25 protein-coding genes and 1 riboswitch are annotated in these 26,103 nt (G+C 55.6%); of the genes, 12 read left to right on the forward strand and 13 right to left on the reverse strand.

Translation table 11 applies throughout. The features are described 5' to 3' along the window. Window positions 1-273: 273 nt before the first annotated feature. Window positions 274-1,173, reverse strand: a complete 900-nt coding sequence (gene era / locus ABD903_RS07020; protein WP_345222584.1) for a GTPase Era — start codon at window positions 1,171-1,173, stop codon at window positions 274-276. A 390-nt stretch (window positions 1,174-1,563) separates the two neighbouring features. Here era and hemH point away from each other — a divergent pair, with 390 nt between their 5' ends. The 3 genes from hemH to ABD903_RS07035 all read left to right on the forward strand — a co-directional run bounded on the left by hemH (window position 1,564) and on the right by ABD903_RS07035 (window position 4,691). Then, on the forward strand, window positions 1,564-2,610 hold the full coding sequence (gene hemH, locus ABD903_RS07025) for a ferrochelatase (protein WP_345222586.1): 1,047 nt from the start codon (window positions 1,564-1,566) through the stop codon (window positions 2,608-2,610). A gap of 157 nt (window positions 2,611-2,767) precedes the next feature. Beyond that, a riboswitch (SAM riboswitch) is annotated at window positions 2,768-2,862 on the forward strand. A gap of 428 nt (window positions 2,863-3,290) precedes the next feature. Beyond that, the gene (locus tag ABD903_RS07030; RefSeq protein ID WP_345222588.1) at window positions 3,291-3,626 is read left to right on the forward strand and encodes a hypothetical protein; all 336 of its coding nucleotides are present in this window, start codon (window positions 3,291-3,293) and stop codon (window positions 3,624-3,626) included. A 135-nt stretch (window positions 3,627-3,761) separates the two neighbouring features. Then, window positions 3,762-4,691, forward strand: coding sequence for a sulfite exporter TauE/SafE family protein (locus tag ABD903_RS07035; protein ID WP_345222590.1), 930 nt, complete (start codon window positions 3,762-3,764; stop codon window positions 4,689-4,691). A gap of 90 nt (window positions 4,692-4,781) precedes the next feature. On the opposite strand, the gene ABD903_RS07040 is transcribed toward ABD903_RS07035, so the two are convergent. The 4 genes from ABD903_RS07040 to glmM all read right to left on the reverse strand — a co-directional run bounded on the left by ABD903_RS07040 (window position 4,782) and on the right by glmM (window position 9,088). Next, a complete protein-coding gene (locus ABD903_RS07040; protein WP_345222591.1) occupies window positions 4,782-5,282 on the reverse strand; it encodes a PRC-barrel domain-containing protein in 501 nt (166 codons plus the stop codon). A gap of 61 nt (window positions 5,283-5,343) precedes the next feature. Next, complete coding sequence (locus tag ABD903_RS07045) at window positions 5,344-5,997, reverse strand: hypothetical protein (RefSeq protein WP_345222593.1); 654 nt, start codon at window positions 5,995-5,997, stop codon at window positions 5,344-5,346. Window positions 5,998-6,356: 359 nt separating this feature from the next. Then, window positions 6,357-7,520: a cysteine desulfurase family protein gene (locus ABD903_RS07050; RefSeq protein WP_345222594.1), complete on the reverse strand. Its 1,164-nt coding sequence runs from the start codon at window positions 7,518-7,520 to the stop codon at window positions 6,357-6,359. A gap of 161 nt (window positions 7,521-7,681) precedes the next feature. Further along, window positions 7,682-9,088, reverse strand: a complete 1,407-nt coding sequence (gene glmM / locus ABD903_RS07055; RefSeq protein ID WP_345222597.1) for a phosphoglucosamine mutase — start codon at window positions 9,086-9,088, stop codon at window positions 7,682-7,684. 107 nt (window positions 9,089-9,195) lie between these two features. Here glmM and mazG point away from each other — a divergent pair, with 107 nt between their 5' ends. From mazG to ABD903_RS07100, 9 genes are all read left to right on the forward strand, one after another. Then, the gene (gene mazG, locus ABD903_RS07060; protein ID WP_345222598.1) at window positions 9,196-10,023 is read left to right on the forward strand and encodes a nucleoside triphosphate pyrophosphohydrolase; all 828 of its coding nucleotides are present in this window, start codon (window positions 9,196-9,198) and stop codon (window positions 10,021-10,023) included. Window positions 10,024-10,313: 290 nt separating this feature from the next. Then, entirely contained in the window at window positions 10,314-11,180 is an 867-nt protein-coding gene (locus ABD903_RS07065) for a MotA/TolQ/ExbB proton channel family protein (protein WP_425555435.1), read from the forward strand. Window positions 11,181-11,236: 56 nt separating this feature from the next. Next, on the forward strand, window positions 11,237-11,860 hold the full coding sequence (locus tag ABD903_RS07070) for an ExbD/TolR family protein (protein ID WP_345222602.1): 624 nt from the start codon (window positions 11,237-11,239) through the stop codon (window positions 11,858-11,860). A 5-nt stretch (window positions 11,861-11,865) separates the two neighbouring features. Continuing rightward, window positions 11,866-12,393, forward strand: coding sequence for an ExbD/TolR family protein (locus tag ABD903_RS07075; protein ID WP_345222604.1), 528 nt, complete (start codon window positions 11,866-11,868; stop codon window positions 12,391-12,393). After that, the gene (locus tag ABD903_RS07080) at window positions 12,390-13,214 is read left to right on the forward strand and encodes an energy transducer TonB (RefSeq protein ID WP_345222606.1); all 825 of its coding nucleotides are present in this window, start codon (window positions 12,390-12,392) and stop codon (window positions 13,212-13,214) included. Before ABD903_RS07075 ends, ABD903_RS07080 begins: the two co-directional genes overlap by 4 nt. A 214-nt stretch (window positions 13,215-13,428) precedes the next feature. After that, window positions 13,429-14,256, forward strand: a complete 828-nt coding sequence (locus ABD903_RS07085) for an energy transducer TonB (protein ID WP_345222608.1) — start codon at window positions 13,429-13,431, stop codon at window positions 14,254-14,256. 168 nt (window positions 14,257-14,424) lie between these two features. Next, window positions 14,425-14,682: a hypothetical protein gene (locus tag ABD903_RS07090; RefSeq protein ID WP_345222609.1), complete on the forward strand. Its 258-nt coding sequence runs from the start codon at window positions 14,425-14,427 to the stop codon at window positions 14,680-14,682. Further along, window positions 14,663-15,646 (forward strand): PstS family phosphate ABC transporter substrate-binding protein, encoded by a 984-nt coding sequence (locus ABD903_RS07095; protein WP_345222611.1) that lies wholly within the window; start codon window positions 14,663-14,665, stop codon window positions 15,644-15,646. Before ABD903_RS07090 ends, ABD903_RS07095 begins: the two co-directional genes overlap by 20 nt. Window positions 15,647-15,691: 45 nt before the next feature. Beyond that, window positions 15,692-17,329, forward strand: coding sequence for a tetratricopeptide repeat protein (locus tag ABD903_RS07100; protein ID WP_345222612.1), 1,638 nt, complete (start codon window positions 15,692-15,694; stop codon window positions 17,327-17,329). Window positions 17,330-17,392: 63 nt separating this feature from the next. Here ABD903_RS07100 and ABD903_RS07105 read toward each other — a convergent pair whose 3' ends face one another. The 8 genes from ABD903_RS07105 to ABD903_RS07140 all read right to left on the reverse strand — a co-directional run bounded on the left by ABD903_RS07105 (window position 17,393) and on the right by ABD903_RS07140 (window position 26,078). Further along, on the reverse strand, window positions 17,393-18,454 hold the full coding sequence (locus ABD903_RS07105) for an RluA family pseudouridine synthase (RefSeq protein ID WP_345222614.1): 1,062 nt from the start codon (window positions 18,452-18,454) through the stop codon (window positions 17,393-17,395). A gap of 78 nt (window positions 18,455-18,532) precedes the next feature. Then, window positions 18,533-19,201: an OmpH/Skp family outer membrane protein gene (locus ABD903_RS07110; RefSeq protein ID WP_345222616.1), complete on the reverse strand. Its 669-nt coding sequence runs from the start codon at window positions 19,199-19,201 to the stop codon at window positions 18,533-18,535. 42 nt (window positions 19,202-19,243) lie between these two features. Beyond that, the gene (locus tag ABD903_RS07115; protein WP_345222617.1) at window positions 19,244-19,927 is read right to left on the reverse strand and encodes an OmpH/Skp family outer membrane protein; all 684 of its coding nucleotides are present in this window, start codon (window positions 19,925-19,927) and stop codon (window positions 19,244-19,246) included. Window positions 19,928-19,962: 35 nt separating this feature from the next. Next, complete coding sequence (gene bamA / locus ABD903_RS07120; protein ID WP_345222619.1) at window positions 19,963-22,557, reverse strand: outer membrane protein assembly factor BamA; 2,595 nt, start codon at window positions 22,555-22,557, stop codon at window positions 19,963-19,965. Window positions 22,558-22,570: 13 nt separating this feature from the next. Then, window positions 22,571-23,320: an undecaprenyl pyrophosphate synthase gene (uppS, locus tag ABD903_RS07125; protein WP_345222621.1), complete on the reverse strand. Its 750-nt coding sequence runs from the start codon at window positions 23,318-23,320 to the stop codon at window positions 22,571-22,573. Between the two features lie 72 nt (window positions 23,321-23,392). After that, a complete protein-coding gene (porG, locus tag ABD903_RS07130; RefSeq protein WP_345222623.1) occupies window positions 23,393-24,136 on the reverse strand; it encodes a type IX secretion system protein PorG in 744 nt (247 codons plus the stop codon). Between the two features lie 36 nt (window positions 24,137-24,172). After that, on the reverse strand, window positions 24,173-25,063 hold the full coding sequence (locus ABD903_RS07135) for a DUF6089 family protein (protein WP_345222625.1): 891 nt from the start codon (window positions 25,061-25,063) through the stop codon (window positions 24,173-24,175). A gap of 124 nt (window positions 25,064-25,187) precedes the next feature. Further along, a complete protein-coding gene (locus tag ABD903_RS07140) occupies window positions 25,188-26,078 on the reverse strand; it encodes an NAD kinase (RefSeq protein WP_345222626.1) in 891 nt (296 codons plus the stop codon). Window positions 26,079-26,103: the final 25 nt, after the last annotated feature.

Here is a 26,103-nt window from a genome sequence, read left to right on the forward strand (position 1 = left end):
CATGTTCGACGGTGCCCGGGGTAGTTAAGTGAGTATGAGTGGTCGGGAGTATTCGTTACAGCAGGACTTTAAACATCAGATAAATGCCAAAACCAATTGCGGCAAGCGCAGCAGTTAATTCATTCATCCAGTGCTTGAAAGAATATGTGGTTTTATTACGGGACGGGTAGTTTGTCTGCACCCGGTTCCACAGAACGAGGCCGATCAGAAAGAGGATTACGCCGATTATACCTGCATACCAATCGGGGATTTCCGAAAACAGTTCCCCCACCCTTAATCCTGCTTGTAGCCGAAGCGGCCGAGCATTTTAGCGTCGTGGCGCCAGTTTTCGTTGACCTTCACGTGCATTTCGAGGAAAACCTTCTTCTGGAAGAACTTCTCCATTTCCTCGCGGGCCCAGGTGCCTACCTTCTTGATGGCGTCGCCTTTGTTGCCGATGATGATGCCCTTCTGTGACGCCCGCTCGCAGTAAATGATGGCGCGCATCCGGATGATGTTCTCGTCTTCCTTGAACTCTTCAATCACGACTTCGGTGCTGTAGGGCACTTCTTTCTTATAAAGCTTGAAGATTTTCTCCCGGATCATTTCCGAGGCGAAGAAGCGCTCCGGCTTGTCGGTCAGCTCGTCTTTGGGGTAATACGCTTCGTGCTCGGGCAGGCGGTCGATGATGTGATTAAAGACCTGCTCGGTGTTGAAGGCATTTAAGGCGGAAATCGGAATGATTTCGGCGGCATTGGGCATGTGCTCATGCCAGTAAGCCATTTTGGCTTCTACCTCTTCCTGCGTGGCTTGGTCGATTTTGTTAACCAGCAACAGCACCGGCACCTCGGAACGGCGCAGGCGTTCTACCACCGGCTCTTCGTCGTACTTCTCGAAGATATCGGTGACGAACAGGATAACGTCGGCGTCTTCCAGCGAGGAGTACACAAAAGACATCATGGCCGATTGCAACTCGTATTTGGGCTGAATGATACCGGGCGTGTCGGAGTATACCAACTGAAAATCGGGGCCGTTCAGAATGCCCAGAATGCGGTGGCGCGTGGTTTGGGCTTTGCTGGTGATGATGCTCAGCCGCTCGCCCACGAGCACGTTCATCAGGGTCGACTTGCCCACGTTGGGTTTGCCGATGATGCTCACGAAGCCGGCGCGGTGCGGTTTGGGGTCGGTAGTCACAGGAGGTAATGCGTTAAGGGGCACAAAGGTACGGCTTTATGCCCGGCCGGGCTGCATAGGCTGAATAATAGGCGCTTACGGCAGCCCACAGCCTTCAGCAACGCGCGGGCTGCTAGCAGCTAACGGCTGGCTCTGAGCCGGTGTTTAGGGAACAGAGTCATCATTCCTGCCGCCTCTTTAGGTAATAATGTGGTGGGTTTCCTTCATCATCACGCCACTGGACAGAACAGGAGCCGTAACTATAGCTCCCAGTCCCCTGTGAAACCCTGATGGAAATCAGCTCCGGGGGCAGGACTTTTGCCATGAACGCAAACCTTGTGGGCGCTACCTTTGTCTGGCAATTGCACACTGCGCGGGAATTGATTTCCGCGGTGTTCCTTGCCTCTTACTATGCCTTCCACTCCCGCTTCTACCAAAGGCCGCATCGGCGTGCTGCTCGTGAACCTCGGCACGCCCGATTCACCCAAAACCGCCGACGTACGCCGTTACCTCAACGAGTTTCTGACCGATGGCCGCGTGGTGGACATGCCCGCTGCCATTCGTTACCCGCTGTTTCGGGGCGTAGTGGTACCGCTGCGGGCGCCCAAATCGGCTAAGGTGTACCAGCAGCTCTGGACGGAGCGTGGCTCGCCCCTGCTCTTTCACGGCCTCGACCTGAAAAAGATGGTGCAGGAGCAGCTTGGTAACGACTACCTCGTGGCCTTTGGCATGCGTTACCAGAACCCCAGCATCGAAAGTGCCCTGCAGGAGCTGCGCGACGCGGCCGTGGACCGCATCATTGTGTTGCCGCTGTTTCCGCAGTACGCGGCGGCCAGCACGGGCTCGGTGCAGGAGAAAGTGATGGAAATTGTGAGCAAGTGGTGGGTGGTACCCAGCATCAGCTTCATCAGCAGCTTTGCCGACGACCCCGGCTACATCAACACGTTTGCCACGCTGGGCAAGGCCGAAATGGCCAAGCGCAACTACGACCACGTGGTATTCAGCTACCACGGCATACCCGAGCGCCACGTGCTGAAGGGCAGCCAGAACGGTTACTGCAAGCTGGCGAACTGCTGCAACCACTACAACAAGAACAACCGCTACTGCTACCGCGCTCAGTGCTACGAAACCTCGCGGTTGCTAGCCAAGGCCATGGACCTCGCGCCCGAGCAGTACACCGTAACGTTCCAGAGCCGCTTGCAAAGCCGCCTGCGCGACCCATGGCTGCAGCCCTACACCGACGAGGTGCTGAAGGAATTCCCTGGCAAAGGCATCCAGAACGTGCTGGCCTTCAGCCCCGCTTTCGTGGCCGATTGCCTGGAAACCACCATTGAGGTGGGCGAAGAGTTCAAGGAAATGTTTGAGGAAGCAGGCGGCGGCCACTGGCAGCTGGTAGCCAGCTGTAACACGCACCCGCTGTGGGTGGAAGCCGTGGTCGACATGATTCACCGCAACTAAGTACCAGCACCCTTTTTGAGTTGATTTTACCACCGGCCAGTTGCCTGCTACTCAGCGGCGACTGGCCGGTTTTTCGTGGCCCGATGGAAAAGTATTTGGGGTTTTGAAATCGTCGCCCTTACATTTGGGCACCAATTCTTTCTTTCCCAAAGGATTGTTTTTATACAGAGGCGTGGAGAGACTGGCTCCGTGAAGCGCCGGCAACCATCGGGTGTATTACCCGAACGGTGCCAAGTCCAGACCATATAAAAACAAGAGCCGTGGCTTCCACCCTCACCCTTCGCGCAACGTTATCTGGTCCGGCTACTTGGCCGCTGAAGCCCATGGGCTCGACCTGCCGGAGTACCTATGCGGTACTCCCCGTGTGCTCGTGTTGTTGTTGAGGGCCGCCTTTCCCCATATTTCCTGCTGACTCGTGACCGGCTGGCTGCTGTTTGCAGCTCCGGCACGCCTGAAATGCCGCGTTCCTGCTAAGGCCGCGCCGTTTCCCTCAGCCCCCTGTTTTCTGGTTTCACCCTTGGCGTTTCCTCGTGCGGGCGGCGCCTACCCCTGCTGCATAGGCGTTTCGCTCTTAACGCGAAGGTGGCGCAGTTGCGCGAGCAACTGGTTCAGGCCGAAGCGCTAGGCCGTTGCGCCATTTTGCTTCGGTATCCGCCGGCTAGGCCATTTTCTACTTACTCATGCCTGTTTTCCCTTTCTCGGCCGCGGCTGGCAACACGCCTCAGCGGTCATTCCTGATTTACCCTGCTAGCCGCCGAAAGGTCCCCCGGCGCTTTACTCATCGGCGGTATAGCAGTTCCCTCAATCCAGCCCTGCGGCAGCGTCTGCTGGCTTACATACCTGATGTATTCGGCTGGCTGCAGGCCGGGGCGCACACCTACCTCTGCCCCAATACGAGCTACTTAACCGCAGCCGTGCACCAAGCCCTGGTGCGCGTGGTGCAGCAGGAAACCGACCTGTCCCACGAAAGGGCCTCGGCCTACGTGCTGGCACTTCGCCAGCAGAGCGGCTACTAGCCGGCTGATCTTTTCCACTCCGGCTGAGCAGTCTGACCCACCTCACTGCGCTACCTCATTCTCCTACCACAACCGCAAATGCCCGAAGCTCGACTAAACCCAGAGTCTGCTGAAGACCAGCCTGCCCTTGCGGTTGTGACCGATTCGTCCGCAGCACCGAATCCCGTGTCGCGGTCGGTCATCCGGCACATTGCGACTGCCGAAACCAGGTGGCGCCGCATTGTAACGGCTTCGCTGTTAGCGTTTGGGGCCCTGCTTGCGTTTGATATTGTGTCGCTGTATTATACCTGGCCGCAGATATGGAACGCCGTCAGCAACGCCAACATGTTCTACATTTTTGTGGCCGTCGGCTTTGGGGCGCAGCTGGTCGATGGACTGCTGGGCATGGGCTACGGGGTGGTTACAGCCATTAGCCTCATGTCACTGGGCATGAGCCCGGTGGCTGTTAGCGCCAGCATTCATACCGCCGAAATGTTTGCCAGCGGTGCCTCGGGCTACTCGCACTACAAGCTGGGGAACGTGAACCGCCGACTGGTAAAAGCGCTGGTGCTGCCGGGAGTATTGGGGGCAGTGAGCGGCGCTCTGCTCCTTTCGTACACCGGCGAGCGGTATGCAACTTGGGTTAAGCCTGTTTTGGCCACTTACCTGCTTTACCTGGGCTTCCGCTTGCTGGCCCGGGCGCTTAGTCGCATAGAACGAAAGCGAAAAGCCACCCGTCTGGGTTGGCTGGCCGCATTCGGTGGCTTCCTCGACTCGTTTGGCGGTGGCGGCTGGGGGCCCTTGGTCACCAGTACGCTCATTGCCCGGGGGCGCACGCCGCAATACGTTATCGGCTCGGTTAGCCTTACTGAGTTTTTCGTGACGTTTGCCAGTGCCCTCACATTTTTCGCTACCCTTGGTATTTCACACTGGCAAATCGTGCTCGGGCTAATTGTGGGCGGCCTATTGGCAGCCCCGCTGGCGGCTCGTTTGGCCGGCCGAATTTCCACGCGCATCATGTTCTTGGGCGTGGGCCTCATGGTAATAGTATGGAGCGTATGGGCACTGCGCAAGCTGTTCTTCTAGCTTAATTCATCGGCTGGGCCTAGACACACCAAAGGCCGATGAGCTACTATAAAAGTCGTTCATCGGCCTCTGGCCTGAGAAAATAGTGCGCTACCCCAGTGGCGGGGCGCTGCCATCCGGCAAGCGGCGCATGGATGCCTGTTCGGCAGTACGACGTGCGCGGTAAAAATGGCTTTCGTCGTACGGCGGGCCTTCGTAAAAGGGCGTGTTGTCGTTGGCAACGGGCACCGGCAGGCGCAGGGCCCTGAGCATGGATTCCTCCAGGTCGCGGCTGATGTGAATATCCTGGTACGGCGGATAGTTCATCACCGAGTTAATGTCGAGGGCAGGCACGAATACGTTATCGTCGTCGTGGTCGATAGCGGCGGCACCGATGGGAATCAGCACGTGTCGTTCCCGGTCGTTAATGTTCAGTGCCGAATCCAGCTCCACGTCGAGGTAGCGCACTTTCAGCGCGTCGGGCTCTACGATAAGCTCGTACACATCGCCAAATCTTTTACCATCGGCGCCGCGCACGGCCCACCCGCGCACGTCGGGGCTGCCGTCGGCCACTTCAAAGTCTTTCAAATCGCGCAGGCGCACCAGATGCATGCCGGCTGCGGAGGGGACATTCGTTGGCTCCATTCGGGTTTCCAAAAATCAGGTTAAGACATTATGCGGCCGGCTTTTCCAGCACACGCACGATGTTAGCGGCTTGCTGGAAAAAAACCTGGGTGGCTTGTTGCTCGGCGGGCGTATCGGTACGGCCGGTAAGTTGGGTGGCCTTTTCACGCAGGGCTTTGGCCTCGCGTTCTACAGTGGTATAACCTCGCTGCTGCAATGCTTCGATGAGGTCGGCAGCGGCCACAAAACCCGGACGCAAGCTGCCGTTTTGCTCGTTGATGCGGCTGGTGGCACTGGTCAGGTCGTTGCGCCGCTCGTCTACGTTGGCATCGCGCAGGTCGCTGCGGTCGGCCATGGTTACCAGCACGTTGCTGAGCAGCAGCAATCCGCGGCGGGCGTAGGTTCCGGAGGTGGGGTCGTCGGCCACGAACGCGTAGAAATCGGCCGGGGTGGCAGTGCCTTCGGCAGCCAGCGCATCGGTGTCGGCGGGGCGGGAGTCGGGTTGCACCTCGGGGTCGGCTACCGCGGCAGTATCGGCCGGGGTTGAGGCAGCCGGAGCGGGGGCGGTGGGCACCGGCTGGTCGGGGCCGGGGTCACGGCTGAGCAGGTACCAGGCGCCCAGGCCCAGCAATGCCAGCACCAGCAAAATCAGCAGCCACGGGCTAACCGATTTCTTTTTGCGTTGAATGTTGATGTCGGCCATATATAGAAAGGTCGGTTTGCACGGGAGTACGCACAGCCGTCAAAAATGGGTACTTCAAAATAAAAACTTCCCGCCGTGCATATTCTCACCTTCCTGTTTAGCCCAGTCGATGCTCATGCAAGGCATGTGACTAACGTAAGCGATGAATGAGCCATAATAATGACCGGCTTTCGATGCGCCAATTATAAGCCACTGAGTTACTATTGAAGCAGATGTCCCAGTGCTTTCTACGAAAAATTACTTGGGCATTGCGTCTAAAAAGCAAGCTGCGGCCTAAGCCTGTTTTTGCCAGAAACCAGCCGATAAAAAAGGCCCGATTCTGCTTCAGAATCGGGCCTTTTTAGTTGCATGGGCAAGCGTTAAGCCGGCACGCGGCGGTACATTTTAGCTAGCTGCTCCACTGCGAAATCGACTTCCTGTGGAGTGTTGTACTTGCTCATCGAAAACCGGATTGCCCCGCGGTTGGGGTCGCAGCCCAAGGCGGAGAGTACGTGTGAGCCTATGTTTGAACCGCTGCTACACGCCGAGCCGCCCGAAGCCGACACGTGGTTGATATCGAGGTTGAACAGCAGCATCTCGTTCATATCGGAGGGAGGCAGGCTCACGCTCAGTACGGTATACAGGCTCCGCTCAGCATCGGCCGACAAGCCGTTGAACTGCACATCGTCGATTTCAGCCCGCAGCCGCTCAATAAACCGGTCCTTCAGGCCCTGAATGTGCTGCTGGTGCGCGGCCATGTCGCGGTAAGCAATTTCAAGCGCCTTGGTCAGGCCTACAATGCCGTACACGTTTTCGGTGCCAGCGCGCACATTGCGCTCCTGCGCGCCACCGTGAATCAGCGGCTGCACCTGTACTTCGCTGTTGCAAAACAGGAAGCCCACGCCTTTCGGACCGTGAAATTTGTGGGCCGAGCCTACCAGGAAATGACTACCGAGCTGGCGTACGTCGTGGCGGTAGTGGCCCATCGTCTGCACGGTGTCGGTGTGAAAAATGGCGCCGTGCGCACGGCAGATGTCGCTGATGGACTGAATATCGTTCAGGTTGCCAATCTCGTTGTTGCCGTGCATCAGGCTCACAAACGAGCGGGTGTTTGAACCCAGCAGCTCCTCCAAATGCGCCAAATCCAGCTGGCCCTGCGCATCGTGGCGCACAAAGCTCAGCTCAATTTCTCCTTTTTTGGCCAGCGCCTCCAGCGTGTGCAGCACCGCGTGGTGCTCCAGCTTAGACGTAACGGCGTGCTTCAGCCCCAGCGTGCGAATGGAGCCAAATGCGGCGTAATTGTCGGCTTCGGTGCCACCCGAGGTAAAGGAAATTTCCGCCGGTGCCGCGTTAATAAGGTGCGCCACGGTTTTGCGTGCGTTTTCGATGGCAGCCCGCACCTTGCGCCCATGACCGTGTATGCTGCTGGGGTTGCCGAAATGCTCGCGCATGAATGGCAGCATGGCATCCAGCACTTCGGGGTCGAGGGGCGTGGTAGCGGCGTTATCGAAGTAAACCGAGGCGGGGGTGGAAGTCGGCGTCATGCGCTGCGCAATCAAGTTTGTCGGGGGAAGTAGACACGCAACGGCACCGGGTGGCAGTGCCGTAATCATACAAAAATAGCGTTTTACCGCTGAGGACTGCCGCAACAAAAAAGCCAGCCTGCTTTTAGCAGACTGGCTTTCCTGACTTTAAGGCCGCAGGCCTAAGCTTTGGCCGAAATAATCTCCTTTATGTCGCCAATGATTTTCTGCGCCAAATGGTCGGCCGTGGCGTTCGAATCGGACTCGGCGTAAATACGGATGATAGGCTCGGTATTCGACTTGCGCAGGTGCACCCACTCCTTGTCAAACTCAATTTTTACCCCGTCAATCGTGTTAACCGGCTGCTTGGCGTAGCGCTTCTGCATTTTGGCCAGCACTTGGTCGGTGTTGATATCGGGCGTCAGCTCGATCTTGTTTTTCGAGATGAAGTAGTTCGGGTACGAAGCCCGCAGGCGCGTCATCGTTAGGCCTGATTTAGCCAGGTGCGTTAAAAACAACGCAATGCCTACCAACGCGTCGCGGCCGTAGTGCAGCTCGGGGTAAATGATGCCGCCGTTGCCTTCGCCGCCTATCACGGCGTTGGTCTGCTTCATCATGGTTACCACGTTCACCTCGCCCACCGCGGCTGCCGAGTAGCTGCCGCCGTGTTTTTCAGTTACGTCGCGCAGGGCACGGGTGCTGCTTAGGTTGCTCACGGTGTTGCCGCCGCCCTGGGCTTTCAATACGTAATCGGCTACGGCCACCAAGGTGTATTCCTCGCCGAACATAGAGCCGTTTTCGCACACCAGCGCAAGGCGGTCCACGTCGGGGTCAACCACGATGCCCAAGTCGAAAGAGCCTTTCTCGAGCACCTTGGCAATGTCGCGCAGGTTTTCGGGCAGCGGTTCGGGGTTGTGCGCAAAGTCGCCGGTTGGCTCGCAAAACAGCTTTTCCACCGTTGTCACGCCCAGAGCTTCCAGCAGCATGGGCACGGCAATACCGCCGGAGGAGTTAACGGCATCCACCACCACCCGAAAATTCTTAGCCCGGATGGCTTCCACGTCCACCAGCGGCAGAGCCAGAATGGTCTTGACGTGTTTCTTCAGGAAGGTATTATCGGTGGTATGCTGCCCTAGCTTGCCCACCTGCGCAAAATCGAACGCCTCGGCTTCGGCCAGCTGCAATACTTCCTGCCCGTCGGCTTCGGAAATAAACTCGCCGTGCTGATTAAGCAGCTTTAGCGCGTTCCACTGCTTGGGGTTGTGCGAGGCAGTAAGAATAATTCCTCCGATGGCTTTTTTAGCCGGAACGGCCATTTCCACGGTGGGTGTAGTGCTCAGCCCCAGGTCCACTACATCGATGCCCAAGCCTTGCAGTGTGCCCACTACCAGTTTGTTCACCATGTCGCCGGAAAGACGGGCGTCACGACCCACCACAATGGTGTGGCCCTGCGTAGCGCCGGCTGTCTGTTTTAGTGCCCACGTGCCGAAAGCGGCCGTGAACTTCACTACGTCGATGGGCGTAAGAGCCTCGCCGGACGCGCCGCCGATAGTGCCTCGGATGCCCGAAATGGATTTGATTAGTGCCACAAGTACTGTTGTTTTCAGTGGGCAAAAGTAGCGATTCGCTGCGGCCCGCCTACTAAGACGAGTTGTGTCGCCTTCATGTTTTGCAGTCCGTCGTATATTTGAAGCTAATGGAGCACCCTTCTTCTAGCCAACGGCCCGAGCAGTTGGCCGCCTTCAGCCGCTTACTCGATGTGCTGGAACGCCTGCGCGCTGAGTGCCCGTGGGACCGTAAACAAACCATGGCCAGCCTGCGCCACCTCACCATTGAGGAGACGTATGAACTTAGTGACGCCATCCTGCGCGAAGACCTCTCTGACGTGCAGAAGGAACTTGGCGACGTGATGTTGCATTTGGTGTTCTACGCCAAAATAGCCAGCGAAACCGGCCGCTTCGATATTGCGGACGTGCTTAATGACCAGTGCGAAAAGCTCATTCACCGACATCCGCATATTTATGGCGACGTGCAGGTGAGCAGTGAGGAAGATGTAAAGCGTAATTGGGAACAGTTAAAGCTAAAGGAGAAAGGCAACAACTCCGTGCTTGGTGGCGTACCTGTTTCGCTGCCCGCTTTGGTAAAGGCCATGCGCATTCAGGAGAAAGCCCGAGGTGCGGGCTTTGATTGGGAACGGAAGGAGCAGGTGTGGGGCAAAGTGCAGGAAGAGCTTCGGGAATTTGCCGCCGAATTTCGCGACGGCGACATCAGCGACCCCGCCCGCGCTACTGCCGAGTTCGGCGACCTACTATTTTCACTGGTCAACTTTGCACGCTTTGCAGGCATTAACCCCGAGGAGGCTTTGGAACAAACCAACCGCAAGTTCATGCACCGCTTCAACTACCTGGAAACCGAAGTGGCGCGCACCGGTCGCCCACTTGCCGATCTGACATTGGCCGAGATGGACCGTTACTGGGAGGAAGCCAAACAGTTACCTGCCACCGGCTCAAGTACCAAACTTTGAAATAGCCTTTTTTCGAGTCGAATACCTTTTTAACGCGTTTAAAGGCATTTCAAATTTGGCGGCGCCAAGCCTTTTGTTTAGGTTTGCCAAGGATAGTCCGACCTAGGACTGCAGCCCCGCGCACGAGCAGACCCACGTTTTTAGCCTCCTTTAAGCTGAAACCGTGCGGGTGAGCGGGGCTCTGCTGTCTTTAAGCCTGTTCCCTGACTACCGTTTTCACCCCGTTTTAACCTTTTTTCACCAACCCACTTCTCGCTTAACTTTCCGGAACAATGGAACAAAAGAATGCCATGAACAAGCCCGCAGCTGCTCGGCCCGCTGCCCCTGCCGCGCCGAAGAGCGAAGCAAAAGGCGGTTCGGCTCTGGCCGCTATCGTTATTCCGCTGGCTCTCGTCATCAGCTACTTAGTATGGAAATTTGTTATGGGTAACCCCGCTAACTTCCAAGGCGGCGACAACCATAACAACCCCCTCCCCGGTAATTACCTCGGCATCGTGTACAAAGGCGGCTTTATCGTGCCGATCCTGCTGTCCATGTTCCTCATCACCATCACCTTCTCGATTGAGCGTTTCCTGACCATTGGCCGCGCCAAAGGCACCAAGAGCATCGAATCGTTTGTACGCACCGTGCGTCAAAAGCTGAACGTGAACGACATCACCGGTGCTATTGCCGCCTGCGACCAGCAGCGTGGTTCGGTAGCTAACGTAGTGAAGTCGGGCCTGTTGAAGTACCAGGAAATGGCCCGCGAGCGGGGCATGGATAAAGACCAGAAGATCCTGGCCATCCAGAAGGAAATCGAAGAGTCTACGGCTCTGGAACTGCCCATGCTGGAGAAAAACCTCGTTATCATCTCTACGCTGGCTTCGGTAGCTACGCTGGTAGGTCTGTTGGGTACCGTATTCGGTATGATCAACGCCTTCGCCGCTCTGGCAAATGCCGGTGCACCTGACGCAGTAGGTCTGGCTAACGGTATTTCGGAAGCACTGATTAACACGGCTTTGGGTATCTTGACCTCGGCCATTGCCATCATTGCCTACAACTTCTTCACGAGCAAAATTGACGAGCTGACCTACAGCATCGACGAGGCTGGCTTCAGCATCATTCAGACCTTTGCTTCGCAGCATGGCGAGAGCGGCGTACAAAACGGCACGGTGTAAACTAAACACCACCCGTTGTACGTTACTGATTCAAAGAACTCTTTGACTAGCCAGAAATGCCTAAAGTAAAACCTCACAGATTGTCGCCGTCGCTGGACATGACCCCGATGGTAGACTTGGCCTTCTTGCTGGTAACTTTCTTCATGCTCACCGCTACGCCCACCGAAGACGTGGCCGTAGTGGTCGACACGCCCTCGTCCGTTTCGGACAGAAAGCTGCCGGATAAAAGTGTGCTGACGCTTACCATCGATAAGGACAAGCGTGTTTTCTTGAGCACGGAGTCGCAGGTTGTGAAGATCAAGGCCCTCGAGCAAGTAGGCGCCAAGTACGGCGTGAACTTCACCGAGGCCCAGAAAAAGAAATTTTCGCTGCTCCCCGACTTTGGAGTACCTGTGCAGCAGCTCGGTTCTTTCATAGACATGAGCAGTTCCGACCGCAAGGCCGTTAAGCAGCCGGGCATTCCGATCGACTCGCTTAACAACCAAATGATGGCTTGGATTCTGGCCGCTCGGTCAGCCAATATCAACACGTTTGGACAGGCCCCTTACATCGCCATTAAGGGCGACGGTATGGCGGACATTCCGACCGTGAAGACCGTCATCAAGAATCTGCAGGAAGAGAATCTTAACCGTTTCTACCTCATCACCGACTTGGAAAACAAGCCGGTGGCTAGCAACTAAGCGCCATGGCAGAAATTCAACAGAATAACTCCGGCGGAGGCAAAGGCGGTAAGAAACGGGCCAAGAAAATGTCGACTAAAATCGACATGACCCCAATGGTAGACTTGGCCTTCCTGCTCCTTACGTTCTTCATGCTCACCACAACGTTTGCAAAGCCTAGCGTGATGCAGATTTCGATGCCGGTGAAGCCGAAGCCGAACGACCCCGAGCCGCTGGCGCTGAAAGCGTCTGAGGCCTTCACGGTACTGCTGGGCGAGAATAACAAAGTGTACTACTACGAAGGCCTGCTGGATGCTACCACCAAGCCTGAGTTGAAAGTCACTAACTACTCCGACAGCGGTATTCGTCAGGTATTGCTGGAGCGCATTAACCGCGCCCCCAAGCCAACCGTTCTTATTAAAGCGGCCGACAAGGCGAACTACAAGAACATGGTGGATATTCTGGATGAAATGACCATTACCGGGCAGAAAAAATATGCCCTAGTGGACATTTCGAAAGAGGATGACGCCCTGATAACCTCCTCTGGCTTATGATGGATAACGCCCAATTAGCTCGGGCATCCTTCGAAGACATCGTTTTTGAAGGCCGCAACAAGGCTTATGGCGCTTATGTACTGCGCAGGCTGTACAACAAGCACATAGCACGGGCTTTCTTCGTAGCTGCTATCCTTTTCTTGCTGATGATCTTCGGGCCGGTAATTGCCCGAATGCTCACGCCCAAGGAAGAAGTAGCGGAGAAGCCCAAGGTGAGCGAAGTGGTTCTGGAGGCACCGCCTTTGGACAAAACCACTCCTCCCCCGCCCCCCCCGCCCCCCACGGCGCCGCCGCCCCCTCCGCCCAAGCTCTCCACGATTAAGTTTACTCCCCCCGTTGTTAAGAAAGACGAGGAAGTAACCAAGCCGGAGGAAATTCCGGATCAGGAAGAACTAGAGGACAAGGTAGTAGCCACCGAAACGGTTAAAGGCAACACCGACAACCCCATTGACTTGAGCGGCCTCGGCGACGAAGGCAACAAAGCAGTGGAAGAGGTAGTGGAGCAGAAAGTCTACCAATACGTAGAACAGATGCCAACTCCTCCCGGCGGTATGGAAGGACTGATGCAATACCTCGGTAAAAACATCAAGTACCCCTCGCTGGCACTGCGTAACCAGGTTGAAGGCAAAGTATTCGTGAACTTCGTAGTAGGTCCTACCGGCCAGATTACGGATGTTAAAGTAACCAAAGGCATTGGTGCCGGTTGCGACGAAGAAGCTGTTCGTGTTATCAGCAAAATGCCCGCTTGGGCTCCTGGTAAGCAGAATGGTCGGGCCGTAAGCGTTTCGTACACGGTTCCGGTAACCTTTACCATTAAGTAACTCTGCTCCGATTCCTTCGGAATGGAAAGAAGCCCCGGATAGAGCATTTGCTCAGTCCGGGGCTTTTTGTTGTCTATTTTTTTACCTGCTGATATACGCTGCGGGGGTTAGACCTCGTTTTGAGACTGATAGCCAAGCCCAGTAGCCAGATGCCGCGTTGGGGAGGTTCGGCTGGAGAGTGTACTTCCGTTGTTTCACTTAACCGCTCCAACCCATGCAAACCACCACCAACCTGAATACGGCCACCCTCGACGACATCGTTTTCGAGGGTCGTAACAAAGAATACGGTGCCTACGCCCTGCGCAGAGCTTACGACCGACACCTGAAGCGGGCCTTGACCATTGCCGTTTCGCTCTTTTTGCTTTTAGTAATGGGTATTTTGGCCCAACGATACTTTGCCACTTCGGTTACCATTGCGCCTCCGTTTGTTCATGACGGCAAAGGAGTAGTAATAACAGCTATTGAGCTACCCAAAGCACAACCGGAAGCCCAAACCCGTGCCGTTCCGCGCACCATACCAGACATAGCAACCCGCGTAGCACCCGATAAAGCAGTTGCAGATCGGCCCAAAAAGCCCGACGAAACCATGGCTCCGGTTGAAGGCCCCACTTCTAACCTTGAAACGATTGGTAGAGCAAGCGTAGGCACGGGAACTGGTATGGGCGATTCTGGTACGGTTGGGGCCGGACTTCCGCCAGCAGTTATAACTGTTCCCAAGAAGCCCGAGATTTTCATTTCGGTAGAAGTTATGCCTGAATTCGCAGGCGGCCAGCAGGCGTTGATTGAATACCTGCAGAAGAACCTGCATTACCCCGGAGCGGCCATTCGGGCCCAAGCCGAAGGCAAGGTATTCGTGTCCTTTACCGTGGCCAATGACGGCTCGATTACCGACGTACAGGTACTGAAAGGACTGGGCTACGGTACCGATGAGGAGGCCGCGCGCGTTATCAAAGGCATGCCCCGTTGGGAACCAGGACGGCAGAATAACCGCCCCGTAGCGGTGCGCTACACCCTGCCCATTTCATTCAACATGGCGGAGTAGCGGTTACGGCAATCGGATTCGGTCTAGGCGAACAGCGCGTCGGGGTAAAGCACCCCGGCGCGCTGTTCGCTTTTAACCTTGCCTAGTGCCAATTGCGTATGAAAAGCAGACTGCGAACAAAGTGGCTATTTTTGAGCGTCACCCTTACTTCAACGGACTTTCCTTGCCATGTTAGATACCAACGCCGACGAGCGCATTGGCGGCCAGAGTAGCCAGCGTCTTAGTCGTTACTTCGCGCTGCTGATGGCCGTTATATACGTTGCCTTAGGCATTTTTCTGTTTCTGGCTCCCGATGGTATGCTCACCCTCTCGCGTACTGCGCGGCAGATTGTAGGTGGGCTATTCGTCCTGTACGGATTAATTAGATTTGTCCGCACCATCCGTCAGTTTTCCCCTCGCTCCCGCCATGACTCCCTTTCGCACTAACCGGCTGCTAACCCGTTTTGACTGGCTATTTACTCTAACCATAGGGGCAGCACTGCTGGCTGGTTGCTCGGGCGGCTCGGGCGATAAGTCAGACGCCAACGATACACCTACCAGCGGCAGCGTGCGGCTGTCGGCGGATGCTACCTTCGAGCCCATTCTCCGCTCGCACGTCGACACGTTCCAAAAAATTTATACGCAGGCCAAGCTCAACGTCAGTTATAAGCCCGAGCAGGAAGTAATAACCGCCCTATTGGATGATAGCGTACGGGCGGTGGTGGTGGCGCGGCAGCTAACGGCCGACGAGAAAGCCGTTTTCGATCAACTGAAGATTGTTCCCCGCACTGCCCATGTGGCAACCGACGGGGTAGCCATTATTGTGCACCCCTCCAACCCGGATTCGCTGCTGACCATGGCCCAGCTGCGTGACATATTTTCCGGGGCCAAAACCCAGTGGAAACAATTAGGTGGCAAAAGCGGCGCGTTAGGCGAAATAACGGTGGTATTCGATCAGAACCGTTCTAGCACAGCCCGTTACGTACAAGACAGCGTTACGCGCGGTGCCGCGCTGGTGAAGAAGGCGTTTGCCAGCGAATCGAACCCTAAGCTCATCGAGTACGTAGCTTCGCATCCGAACGCAATTGGCGTGATTGGCGTTAACTGGATCAGCGACCAGGATGACTCGCAGGTACAGAGCTTTCTGCGCAAAGTGCGCGTAGCCGGTATCAGCCGTTCCGACTCGCCCAAAAAAGCCGATGAGTACGTACAACCGTTTCAGGCATACCTGGCCACCAAAGAATATCCGCTGCTGCGCAACGTGTATATCATCACCCGCGAGGCACGCGCCGGACTTGGCACCGGGTTTGCATCCTTTGTTGCCGGCAACCAGGGCCAACTGATTTTTCTCAAATCGGGCCTGATGCCAGCTACTGGTCAGGTGAGGCTTATTCAGGCTAACCCGCAGTAGCATCTCCACATTTGTCTCTCACATTCATTCACTCACTCTCACCACATGACTATTAAGCCCTGGAAGCTCACTTTCCTCGCTGCTTTTTCGCTTGCCGGTCCGGCTGCCTTTGCCCAAAACGTGCAGAGCGCACAGAAGGCCATTGAACTAGAGCGTTACAGCGAAGCCAAGCGCACGCTGCTGGCGCAAAGCACCAACCCCGAGGCCGCTTTCGAACTCGGCCGTTTGTACCAGATGCAGGAGAAGCCCGACTCGGCGGCTTTTTACTTCAACCGTGCTTCTATCGACCCCAAGTCGCCGAAGTCTATGGTTGCGGCTGGTCGTGCTTTCCTTGCCCAAGGCAAAAAAGCCGAAGCCGAAATTCAGTTTGACAACGCGGTAAAAGCTTCCAAAGGCAAAGACGCGCAGATTCTTGCTTCTATTGGCCAGGCGTACGCCGAAACCAAAACCAAGGACAACCAGAAGGGCATTGATTACCTGAATCAGGCCATTAAGGTGAACAAGAAAGACGACGCGGCCATGCTGGTTGCGATGGGCGACATTTACCAAAACCGCGAAAACGGCGGTGGTGACGCCATGAACGCCTACGACCGCGCTTTGCGTGCCGACCCGAACTACATTCAGGCCTACTATAAGAAAGGCAAGCTGAACGTACGTGCCCGTAACGGCAACGAAGCCTTGGCCAACTTCCAGAAGGTGACTAGCCTCGATGCGAACTACGCGCCGGTGTACCGCGACATGGCCGAGATGTACTACTACGCCAACCAGTACGACCAGGCGGCGCAGACGATGAAGAAGTACACCGACATGTCGGAGAAGTCGGCAAATACGCAGGCGACTTACGCGGCGTTCCTGTACCTCAACAAAAAGTACCCCGAGGCCCTGACCCAGATTCAGGAGGTTTTAGCTAAAGACCCTCAGAACGTGACCATGAAACGCTTGCTGGCTTACACCTATTTCGATATGGGCCAGAACGAGCAAGCCTTGGCCGCTATGGACCAGTACATGAAGACGGTGCCCGCCGATAAGATCATCACCGAAGACTACGTATACCAAGGCAAGATCCTGACCAAGGCCGGCCGAGCCACCGAGGGCATTGCCATCATTGAGAAGGCCGTGAAGGCCGACCCCAGCAAGGCTGCTGATTTGCAGAACGACCTGGCCTCGGCTTACCTCCTCAACAAGGACTACGCCAAGGCCGCCAAGGTGTACGAAGCGAAAATGGCTGGTGGCAAGGGTGAACTGGCCGATCAGGTGCGCTTGGCCACGGTATATAACGCCGGCAAACAGTACCAGAAAGCCGATAGCCTGTACAACAACGTGCTAACTGCCCGCCCGACGTACGCCGCTGGCTACCTGCTACGTGCCCAGAACGCTTACAACCTCGACTCGGACTCGAAGAAGGGGCTTGCCAAGCCGTTTTATGAGAAGTACATCGAGTTGTCGAAGGCTGAAGGTGCTGACCCTGCAAAATTCCGCAGCGGTTTGATCGATGCCAACAACTACCTAGGTTACTACTACTACCTGCAGAAGAACGACAAGGCTACTGCCCAAACTCACTTCCAGCAGGTTCTAGCCCTCGATCCTGCCAATGAAGATGCTACCAAGGCGATGAACGCCATGGCCGGTAAAAAAGCAGCACCTGCTAAAACGGCTACCAAAGCGCCGGTTAAACGCAAGTAATTCCTGCTTATAGAGTGAAAGAGCCCGCAGCTTTAAGGCTGCGGGCTTTTTTATGTGCGGTGCTTACGAGGCCACTTGCGCCGCATACGTTTCCCACCGCTTAAGGGCCGCAGCAAAATCTTCAGGCAGTTCGGTTTCAAACTGGAGCTGCTGCCCGGTCGTCGGGTGTACAAAGCCTAGAGACTTGGCGTGCAGCGCCTGCCGAGGCATTACTTCAAACGTGCGTTCCACAAAAGCCTTGTAGGCGCCGGTACGTTGGCCATACAAAATAGCGGCTCCACCGTAAGCAGCATCGGCGAACAAAGGGTGACCTAAGTGCTTCATATGGGCCCGAATTTGATGAGTGCGGCCGGTTTCGAGGTTGCATTGCACCAGGCTTACATAGCCAAAGCTCTGCAATACCTTGTAGTGCGTTATGGCGTGCTTGCCGTCGGGGCTGCCTTCGGGAAACACGGTCATCAGCTTCCGGTCTTTGGGGTGGCGCCCCACGTTCCCCCGAATGGTACCCGTGGCCTCTTTGGGCACTCCCCAAACCAAGGCCCAGTAAGTTCGCTCAATGGTATGGTGAAAGAACTGCTGCGACAAATGGGTCATGGCCCAATCTGTTTTTCCGATAACCAACAACCCAGAGGTGTCTTTGTCGATGCGATGTACGAGGCCAGGACGTATTTCGCCGTTACGGCCCGTTGGCAGGTTCCGAATGTGCCAGGCTAGTCCATTGACCAATGTACCAGTCCAGTTGCCGTAGGCGGGATGTACGACCATGCCAGCGGGCTTGTTAACCAAGAGCAACTGCTCGTCTTCGTAGGGAATGTCTAACGACATTTCTTCGGGCTCTACCTTTCCTTCACGCGGCGGCTCGGGAAGAATCACCGTTACTACGTCGCCGGGCTTCACTTTGTAGCTCGATTTAGCGGCTTTGCCGTTAACCTGTACCGCTTCGGCCTCAATTCCCGCCTGCACCTTGGAGCGCGACACATTGGGCAAGCGGTTCAGCAGGAATTTATCGAGCCGCATGGGCTCTTGGCGCCCGTCGGCCTGAATGCGGTGGTGTTCGTAGAGTTCGTCTTCGGCACCGGCTTCTATGCCGTCGTCGGGCAGCAGATCGGGGTCTAGGTCTTGCATAAGGCAAACTATAACGACGGAAAACAGAAAGCCGGAACCTCTAACAGGCTCCGGCTTTCATTGCTGAACAAAGAAGTATTACTTCTTTTTGACTTTGGTTTTGCTGTTGGTGGGCGCTGCCGGCGTAGCGGCCGGGGTAGCGGGTTTTACCGAAGCAGCTGGCTGGTTGTTTTGGCCGGGCGTAACGCCCATTTCCTTCAACACGAGGTCCGAGATGTCGCCATCTTTGGGACCGTGCAGCAGAATGGGCGTAGTGCCGTAACCGGCGTCGGAGTTAAAGACATAAGTGTAACCGTTCTTGGTGGCTACGGCATCAATGGTCTTCTGCACCTTGTCCAGCACCGGCTTCAGCAACTGCTGCTGCTTCTGCTGCACCGACTGCTCGGCGTTCTGCTGAAACTCCTGAATAGACTGCTGCAGATTGGTTAGCTCCTTCTCTTTATCGGCCCGAATAACGTCGGTCATCGTGGCAGCACCTTTTTGGTAGGCTTCGCCCTTGGTGCGGTATTCGGTTACTTTGGTATCGAGCTGGTTTTTCAGCTGGGTGCTGTAGTCCTTCAGCTGCGATTCAATTTGCTTGCTTTCGGGCATTTGGCTCAACACGTAATCTACGTTGGTGTAGCCAATTTTGAGGGGGCCAGCGGAGGCAGTGGCCGGGGCCGTAGTCTGGGCCAGGGCGGCGGGCACAGCGGCTACTGTGAGGGCTGCAACAGCCAGCGCGAGGCGAAACGTGCGGGTCAGAATCATTGGGTTGGAAAGCGTCTGGAAGAGTTTACGAGACAAATGTACTTATTCTGGTTTGGAGCCTTTGCGAACGGGCTGCTTGCTCTGAGCGGGCGTCTTCGAAGCCGGGCGTTGGTCTTCAAAAACAGCATCGTCGGCGGCACCACCGGGCGTTGTGGGCGGGGTTACGGTGCGCACCGCGCCTTTCTGCGCTGCTTGGTTGCGGTCTTCAGAAGCCAAACCTAATTCTTCCATAACAAATTCCGTGTAGTCGTGCGCCGGGTTGGTGTAAAGCATGGTTAGGTCACCGGCCTTATCGAACACAATGGCCAGCTGCTTTTTCTTGGCCACTTTCTCAATGGCCTCGAACACGCGGTCCTGCACGGGTTTGGTTAGCTCCTGCCGTTTTTTAAACAACTGGCCCTCGTAACCAAACACCTTGTTTTGGTAGGACTTGATGTCTTGTTCTTTTTTCAGAATCTCATCCTGCCGCTTTTTTTTCATCGGCTCGGTGAGCAGCACTTCCTCGGCCTGGTAGGTGCGGTACAAGCGGTCCAGGTCCTTTTTCTGCGCCTCCACTTCCTTCTGCCAATTCTGCGACAAGGTATTCAGCTCCTGCTGAGCCTGCGCGTACTCCGGCATTTTGCCCATCAGGAACTCCGAATCGACGTACCCAAACTTCTGGGCCGAGGCAATGCCGGGGAGCAGAGTCAGCCACAGCAGCGGCAATACAAACAAAAATCGTTTCATAGGCGGAAAACGCTCAGACCGGGGCATTTGGTGCCCTAACGGATTTGCTGGCCGATGATGAAGTGGAATTTGCTCTTGTCCTGGGTGGCTCCGCGAACCGGTGCTACGTTGTCGAAGCCGTAACCGTAGTCAAAGCCCAGCAAGCCGAATGCCGCCATAAACACGCGGGCACCTACCCCCGCCGAGCGGTAAAGCTTGTACGGATTGTAGTTGCGGTAGCTGTCGAAGGAATTACCGGCTTCGGCAAAGCCCAGCACGTACACCGTGGCCGCTGGATTAAGCGACACTGGGTAGCGCATTTCCATAACAAACTTGTTGTAGGCAATGCCGCCACTCTCGCCACGGCGGGCAGTGGGAATAGCAAAAGTCTCGTTCGGGTCGTCGTAGCCGCGCAGGCCGATAAACTCGGTGCCGGCCAAAAAATTCGCCGCACCCCCAAAGCCCAGACCAGCTCCGCCCAGCTTGAAGCGTTCGAAGGGACCGTAGTTACGGTCCTTATTGTACCGACCAATGAAACCAAAGTGCGCCCGGGTATTCAAAACCAGCTTACCCACCAGTGGGGTAAACCACGAAGCATCGAACATCCACTTGTGGAATTCTACCCATTCGTTCACGTTCGGGTGGGCGCCGGGGAATATGGAGTAGGGAGGCGTGAGATTAAGCGAAAGGGCCAATGCCGAACCACGACGAGTGAAGGTCGGGTTGTCGGTGCTGTTGCGCGAAAGGGTGGTGTTGAAGGTGAAGTTCTGCGCGTCGCCGTTGCTGAACTCAGGCGAAATCGGGAATTCCTTTACGCGGTATTGGCTAAAGGAAAGCGAATTGCTTAGCGTAAAGTAGTCGTCGGGCCAACGCAGGCGGCGGCCTAAGCTTACAGTGGCGCTGTTCACTTTAAAGAAGGAACCATCCCTGATGTCCAGCGCGCTACCCGTTAGGCTTTGCCGAGTAATGCTTTTGTTCAAGCTTACCGAGAAGGAATTTGGCTTGCGGCCACCCAGCCAAGGCTCAGTGAACGAGAAGGAGTACGCTTGGTACTGCAAACCGTTGGCCTGAATGTTCAGACCTAAGCGCTGACCGTCACCGCCTGGAACCGGGCGCCAGTTGCTGAAGTCCCCGGCTTTGCGCAACGAGAAATTGTTGAATACCAAGCCAACAGTGCCGATAAAGCCAGCGAAACCACCCCAGCCACCCGAAAGGGTAATCTGATCAGAGGGCTTTTCCGATACCGTGTAGTTAATGTCCACCGTGCCATCGGCAGGGTTGGGTATTGGATTCATGCCAACTTTCTCGGGGTCAAAATACCCCAAAGAGGAAAGCTCACGCTGCGAACGAATAAGCAGTTCGCGGTTGAATTTGTCGCCCGGCAGCGTCCGGATTTCCCGGCGAATCACGTGGTCCGAGGTTTTCGTGTTGCCGGCTATGTTGATTTCCTTGATGCGGGCCTGTACACCCTCGCTGAGGCGCATCTCGATATCAATGGAGTCGCCTTCGACGCGCGTTTCCACCGGTTCGATGCTGAAAAACAGGTACCCGTCGTTCATGTAGAGCGAGGTTACGTCCTGTCCCGTGGGGTTGTAGTTCAGGCGCTTGTCCAGCGTCTCTTTGCTGTATACGCTGCCTTCCTTAATTCCCAGCACCGAAGAAAGGGTCTTCGAATCGTACAGGTAGTTGCCCGACCACGTAATGTTGCGGAAGTAATATTTCGGGCCCTCGTCCAGATACACTTGCAAGGCCAGTCTATCGGCCTCGCGCACGGTAGCCTTATGAATACCGAACTTACCATTCTCCTTCCCTATCCAGTAGTAGCTACGCTCGGCCTTTATCGTCACTAGGGAGTCACTCGTGATAATGGCATCACGGTAGCCTTCTGCGTTGTAGTATTCCAGTACCTTCTCTTTGTCAGCCTCAAAGTCAGTCCGCTGAAATTTGCCGGAGTTCAGGAATTTATAGGCCTTCTTCTCCTTGGTTTTCTTCATCTGGCCCTTCAGCTTCCCGTCTTTAACCGCTTCGTTGCCGATAAACGTAATTTCAGAGAGGCGCACTTTGGCTCCTTTACGCACGTCTACTACCAACTCCACGCTGTTAGGCAAGGTCGAATCGGGCTCCTGCGTGATGTTCACCGCCGCGTTCATGAAGCCTTTGTCGGTGTAATACTTGCGCACCGTTTGGCGGGTATTATTAAGCAACGCGTCGGTCACTACCTTGCCGCGCACTACTTTAATCTTGTTGCGCAGCTCGTCGGCTTGGGTTTTGCTGATGCCCGTAAAGAAAATCTTGGACAAGCGCGGACGTTCCTTCAGTTGAAAGTTCAGGAACACACGCTGCCCTTCGACACGGTCAACCGCCACGTCGATATCCCCCAGAATACCCTGTTCCCACAGCTTACGGATGGCCCGGCCCAGGTCTTCGCCCGGAATCGAGATTTTGTCGCCCACCTTCAGGCCCGTTAGGCCGATCATGGTGTTCGGGTCGAGGTATCGGGTACCGCTAACGGTAATGCCCCCGATTTCATAGCGCTGCGGCTCCTGTTCGGTGGTAGAAGGCTGGTTTTGGGCCTGTAGCGGTCCGGCGGCTAGCCACAGCAGCAACCACGCAAGGGCCACGGCGCGCAGCCGATAAAAAGAAGAATGCATTCGACGGAAAAACTTACGAAACGGTCAGTTGCTCACTGGTTTTACCGAAGCGTCGTTCCCGGCGCTGATACGCCAGAATTGCTTCGTAAAAATGCTGGCGCCGGAAATCCGGCCACAGTAAATCGGTGATATATAGCTCGGTGTAGGCCAATTGCCAGAGCAAAAAATTGCTAATGCGTTGTTCGCCGCTGGTCCTAATGAGAAGTTCCGGATCGGGTATACCGGCAGTTGCTAACCGGCTCGCCACGGCTTCCTCTGTTACCTCTTGTGGCTGCAGCTTCCCTTCCGATACCTCTTGTGCCAGTTGTCGTGCGGCTTGTGCCAAATCCCATCGGCCGCTATAGCTTAGAGCCAGCACCAAGGTCATTCGGTTGCCAGCAGCCGTTAATTCCATGGCTTCGGCCAGCTCTCGTTGGCAAGCAGCCGGAAGTTGGGAGGTGTCGCCAATAGCTTGTAAACGCACGCTATTTTTAAGCAGCGTAGGTGTCTCCTGCCGAATGGTATGCACCAGCAACTGCATGAGCGCCATCACCTCGTGCTTGGGACGGCCCCAGTTCTCGGTTGAGAAGGCGTAAAGCGTTAGGTAGCCTATACCCAGCTCGGCGGCAGCCTCTACTGTATCCCGAACCGCCGTAATGGCACTTTGGTGCCCGAAGATGCGCATTCCGCCACGCTGCTTTGCCCAACGCCCATTACCGTCCATAATAACGGCTACGTGGGTGGGCAAACGGGTTTGGTCAATAGCGGGGTGAACAGAAGACATGCGTTGCGTTTGCGTAAAGAGGCCGCAAGTTACGCAAATGGTTGCACACGCCCGGGGCGCCGGGAAGCTGTCTTAGCGCAGTAACTTAGGGTTTTGCTTGTAGCTCTCGGGACAGGGTATCTTATAAAAGGTGTAAGACACACTGACACCCGTCAAGAAATACCAATCCTGATCGTGCTTGTTGGCCAGAACAGGGCTTTGCTCACTCACGTTATCCAACAAGTCAGTAAATGCTTTGCGTGCGCCCGTTTCCAAACCGAGGTTCCAGTGCCGCGAAAGCGCCAATTTGAGGCCCACCCCGGCCGGAATAGCAAAGCCAAGCCGCGTAGCCGATACTTTGAAGCCCGGCTGTGGCCCGTCGGTTTTAACCGATGATAAAAAAGGCGCGACTCCTGCAAACACATAGGGGGTGAAGTGGATCTTGTCGCGGCGGTTTCGGTATTCTAGAAAATTATACTCTACTATACCTGCTGCTTCTAATACCGAGCCGCTCATACTGGCTTGCCGGAAAGCAGGTAATGGTAATGCGTTGTTGTTCTCGCCGGTAACGTTAGCATCGGCGGCGCGGAGCATGCCGTATGCCACGTTGGCTCGTAACGTAATGGGTATTGATATATCCTTCCGGTAAAAGGCAAACACCGCGGGCCGGTTGTTGGCTATGCGGTATTCCGGCGACAATTCGCCTTTGTAGGCCAATCCGCCCAGTCCGATACCTAGTTCACTGGTGTTTTGGGCGCTGGTACTGCAAGCAAAAAAAGCACCCCCAACTTGCACGAGGCAAGTGAGGAGTGCTTTTTGTGAGGTTGAGTTGATCATCAAATCTGGCTGCGTTGGCAGGCAGCCAACGATTGATTAACGGAATTTGGGACTCTTGATGCGGGGAGCAAGAATGTAGTTCACCGACAGACCAGTAACGATGTACCAGTCATCTTCATTGCTCTTGCCACGCTGACCACCGGCTTGGTTGGCAGTAGAGTACGTACCATCAATACCTTTGGTGATGTCGTAGCCAAAGTATTGGGCCGCGCCGGGCGTCAGGTCGTTACGATTGGCTACGTAGTTCGTGCTTACGTCGTCGAGGTAGTCGGTGAAGGTTTTGCGCCAGCCGATTTCCAAACCCAGGTCAAAGCTCTTGTTCAGTTTGTAGCGTACACCGCCGCCGAAAGGAAGCGAGAACTGCCACAAGCCGTACTGGTCACCGGTTGCACGCTGGCCTTCAGTGCCGAGGGGCTGGAGCGCAATGTAGTTACCATTCTGGTCCAAACCTTTGGGGTTGTGGTGGAATGCAGCAACACCAGCGAATACATAAGGAACGAAATCCGGACGCTTCAGGTAGTTATTGCGGTTTTCGATCAGGTCAAACACGCCTACTACTGCACCTTCCACGATATCGTTGCGGAAGTTCATGTTGCGGTTGAAGCGGTAACGGGCCTCCGGATCAGTGTCATCGGCGGCTTTAGCGTCGTCGCCGGTGATGCGGCCGTAAGACAAGCTACCACGAACGGAGATACGCGGAGCAAAGCGGTGCATAAAGGTCAAGCCGATGTTCGGACGCGTAGCGGCGAAGCGGAAGCTGGCAATGCTTGGCTTGGGGGTGATGTCCCCGAAGTAGTTCATAGCATTTAGGCTCACGCCCACAGTGTTGTACTGCTTACGCTTGCTGAACTGCTGTGCACTGGCTTGGCTGCTTACCAGCACCAGCGCCAGCACCAGCGACAGGGTGAGAGTCAAAAATTTCTTCATATGGGGGCAAGGTTAAAATATCGAAGTCAAGAGAAGCAGACCCGTGTGGGCACGGTTGCAGTCGGGGACAAAAGTAGCATGCTAAGCCAATTATAAAAACAATTCATAGAAAAAATCCGATGCTTCATGCGCTGAATGCTACGGAATTGCGGCGGTCGAGGCCCCAATTGAGCTTGCTGCGCAAGGTGCTCAGAAAATTAACATGATTGAGTTTAACCAGGCATGCATCAAAAGTTTCACGTCGCACCGCTATTTGCACGCTGTTTTCCACGGGCATCGACCGTGAATCGAGGGACAATAAGCAGTTGTTGCTGCGGCCTTCGATTTCAAAGGAAATGACACTGCGGTCAGGGACAATCAGGGGGCGAACATTGAGATTGTGCGGACATACGGGAGCTATGGTAAAATTGTTGGTTTGCGGTAGCATAACAGGCCCCCCACAACTCAATGAATACCCCGTAGATCCGGTTGGTGTTGAGACAATTAGCCCATCGGCCCAGTACGAGTTTAAATATTCACCGTCGATGTAGGTATGCACGACAATCATGGAAGACGTATCGCGCTTGAGGATGGAAAATTCGTTCAGCCCGAAGTTCAGCCCGCCGAATACATCGGGGTCGGTGTCTACGTGAATGAGGCTGCGACGGTCGAGCACGAAGTGGCCGCGAAAGAGGGCATCGACGGCTTGGGCAATGCGCTCAAGGGTTATGGTAGCCAGGAAGCCCAGGCGCCCGGTGTTTATTCCTAGAATGGGTATTTCCTGGCGGCCCACATAGGTAACGGTATCGAGCAGGGTGCCGTCGCCGCCAATGCTGAGCACGAACTGCGTACCCGTAAGGGAGTCCCCGTGGCGGAAGGTGGTGAGGCCATCAGGTAGCTGCAGGCCGTCGAGGTGCTGGCGAAAAGGTTCGGCAACGCTGATGGTGGCCCCGCGGGCGGCCAGATCATCGAACAAAGCCTGAAGAAAAGGGGCCGCAGCCGGCTCAAAGGGCTTGCCCAGAATAGCAATGCGCATAGCAAGTAGCAGCCTCAATGGCTGG

It is taken from the genome of Hymenobacter koreensis (genome assembly GCF_039541855.1).
In the GTDB taxonomy this organism is placed as follows: Bacteria; Bacteroidota; Bacteroidia; order Cytophagales; family Hymenobacteraceae; genus Solirubrum; species Solirubrum koreensis.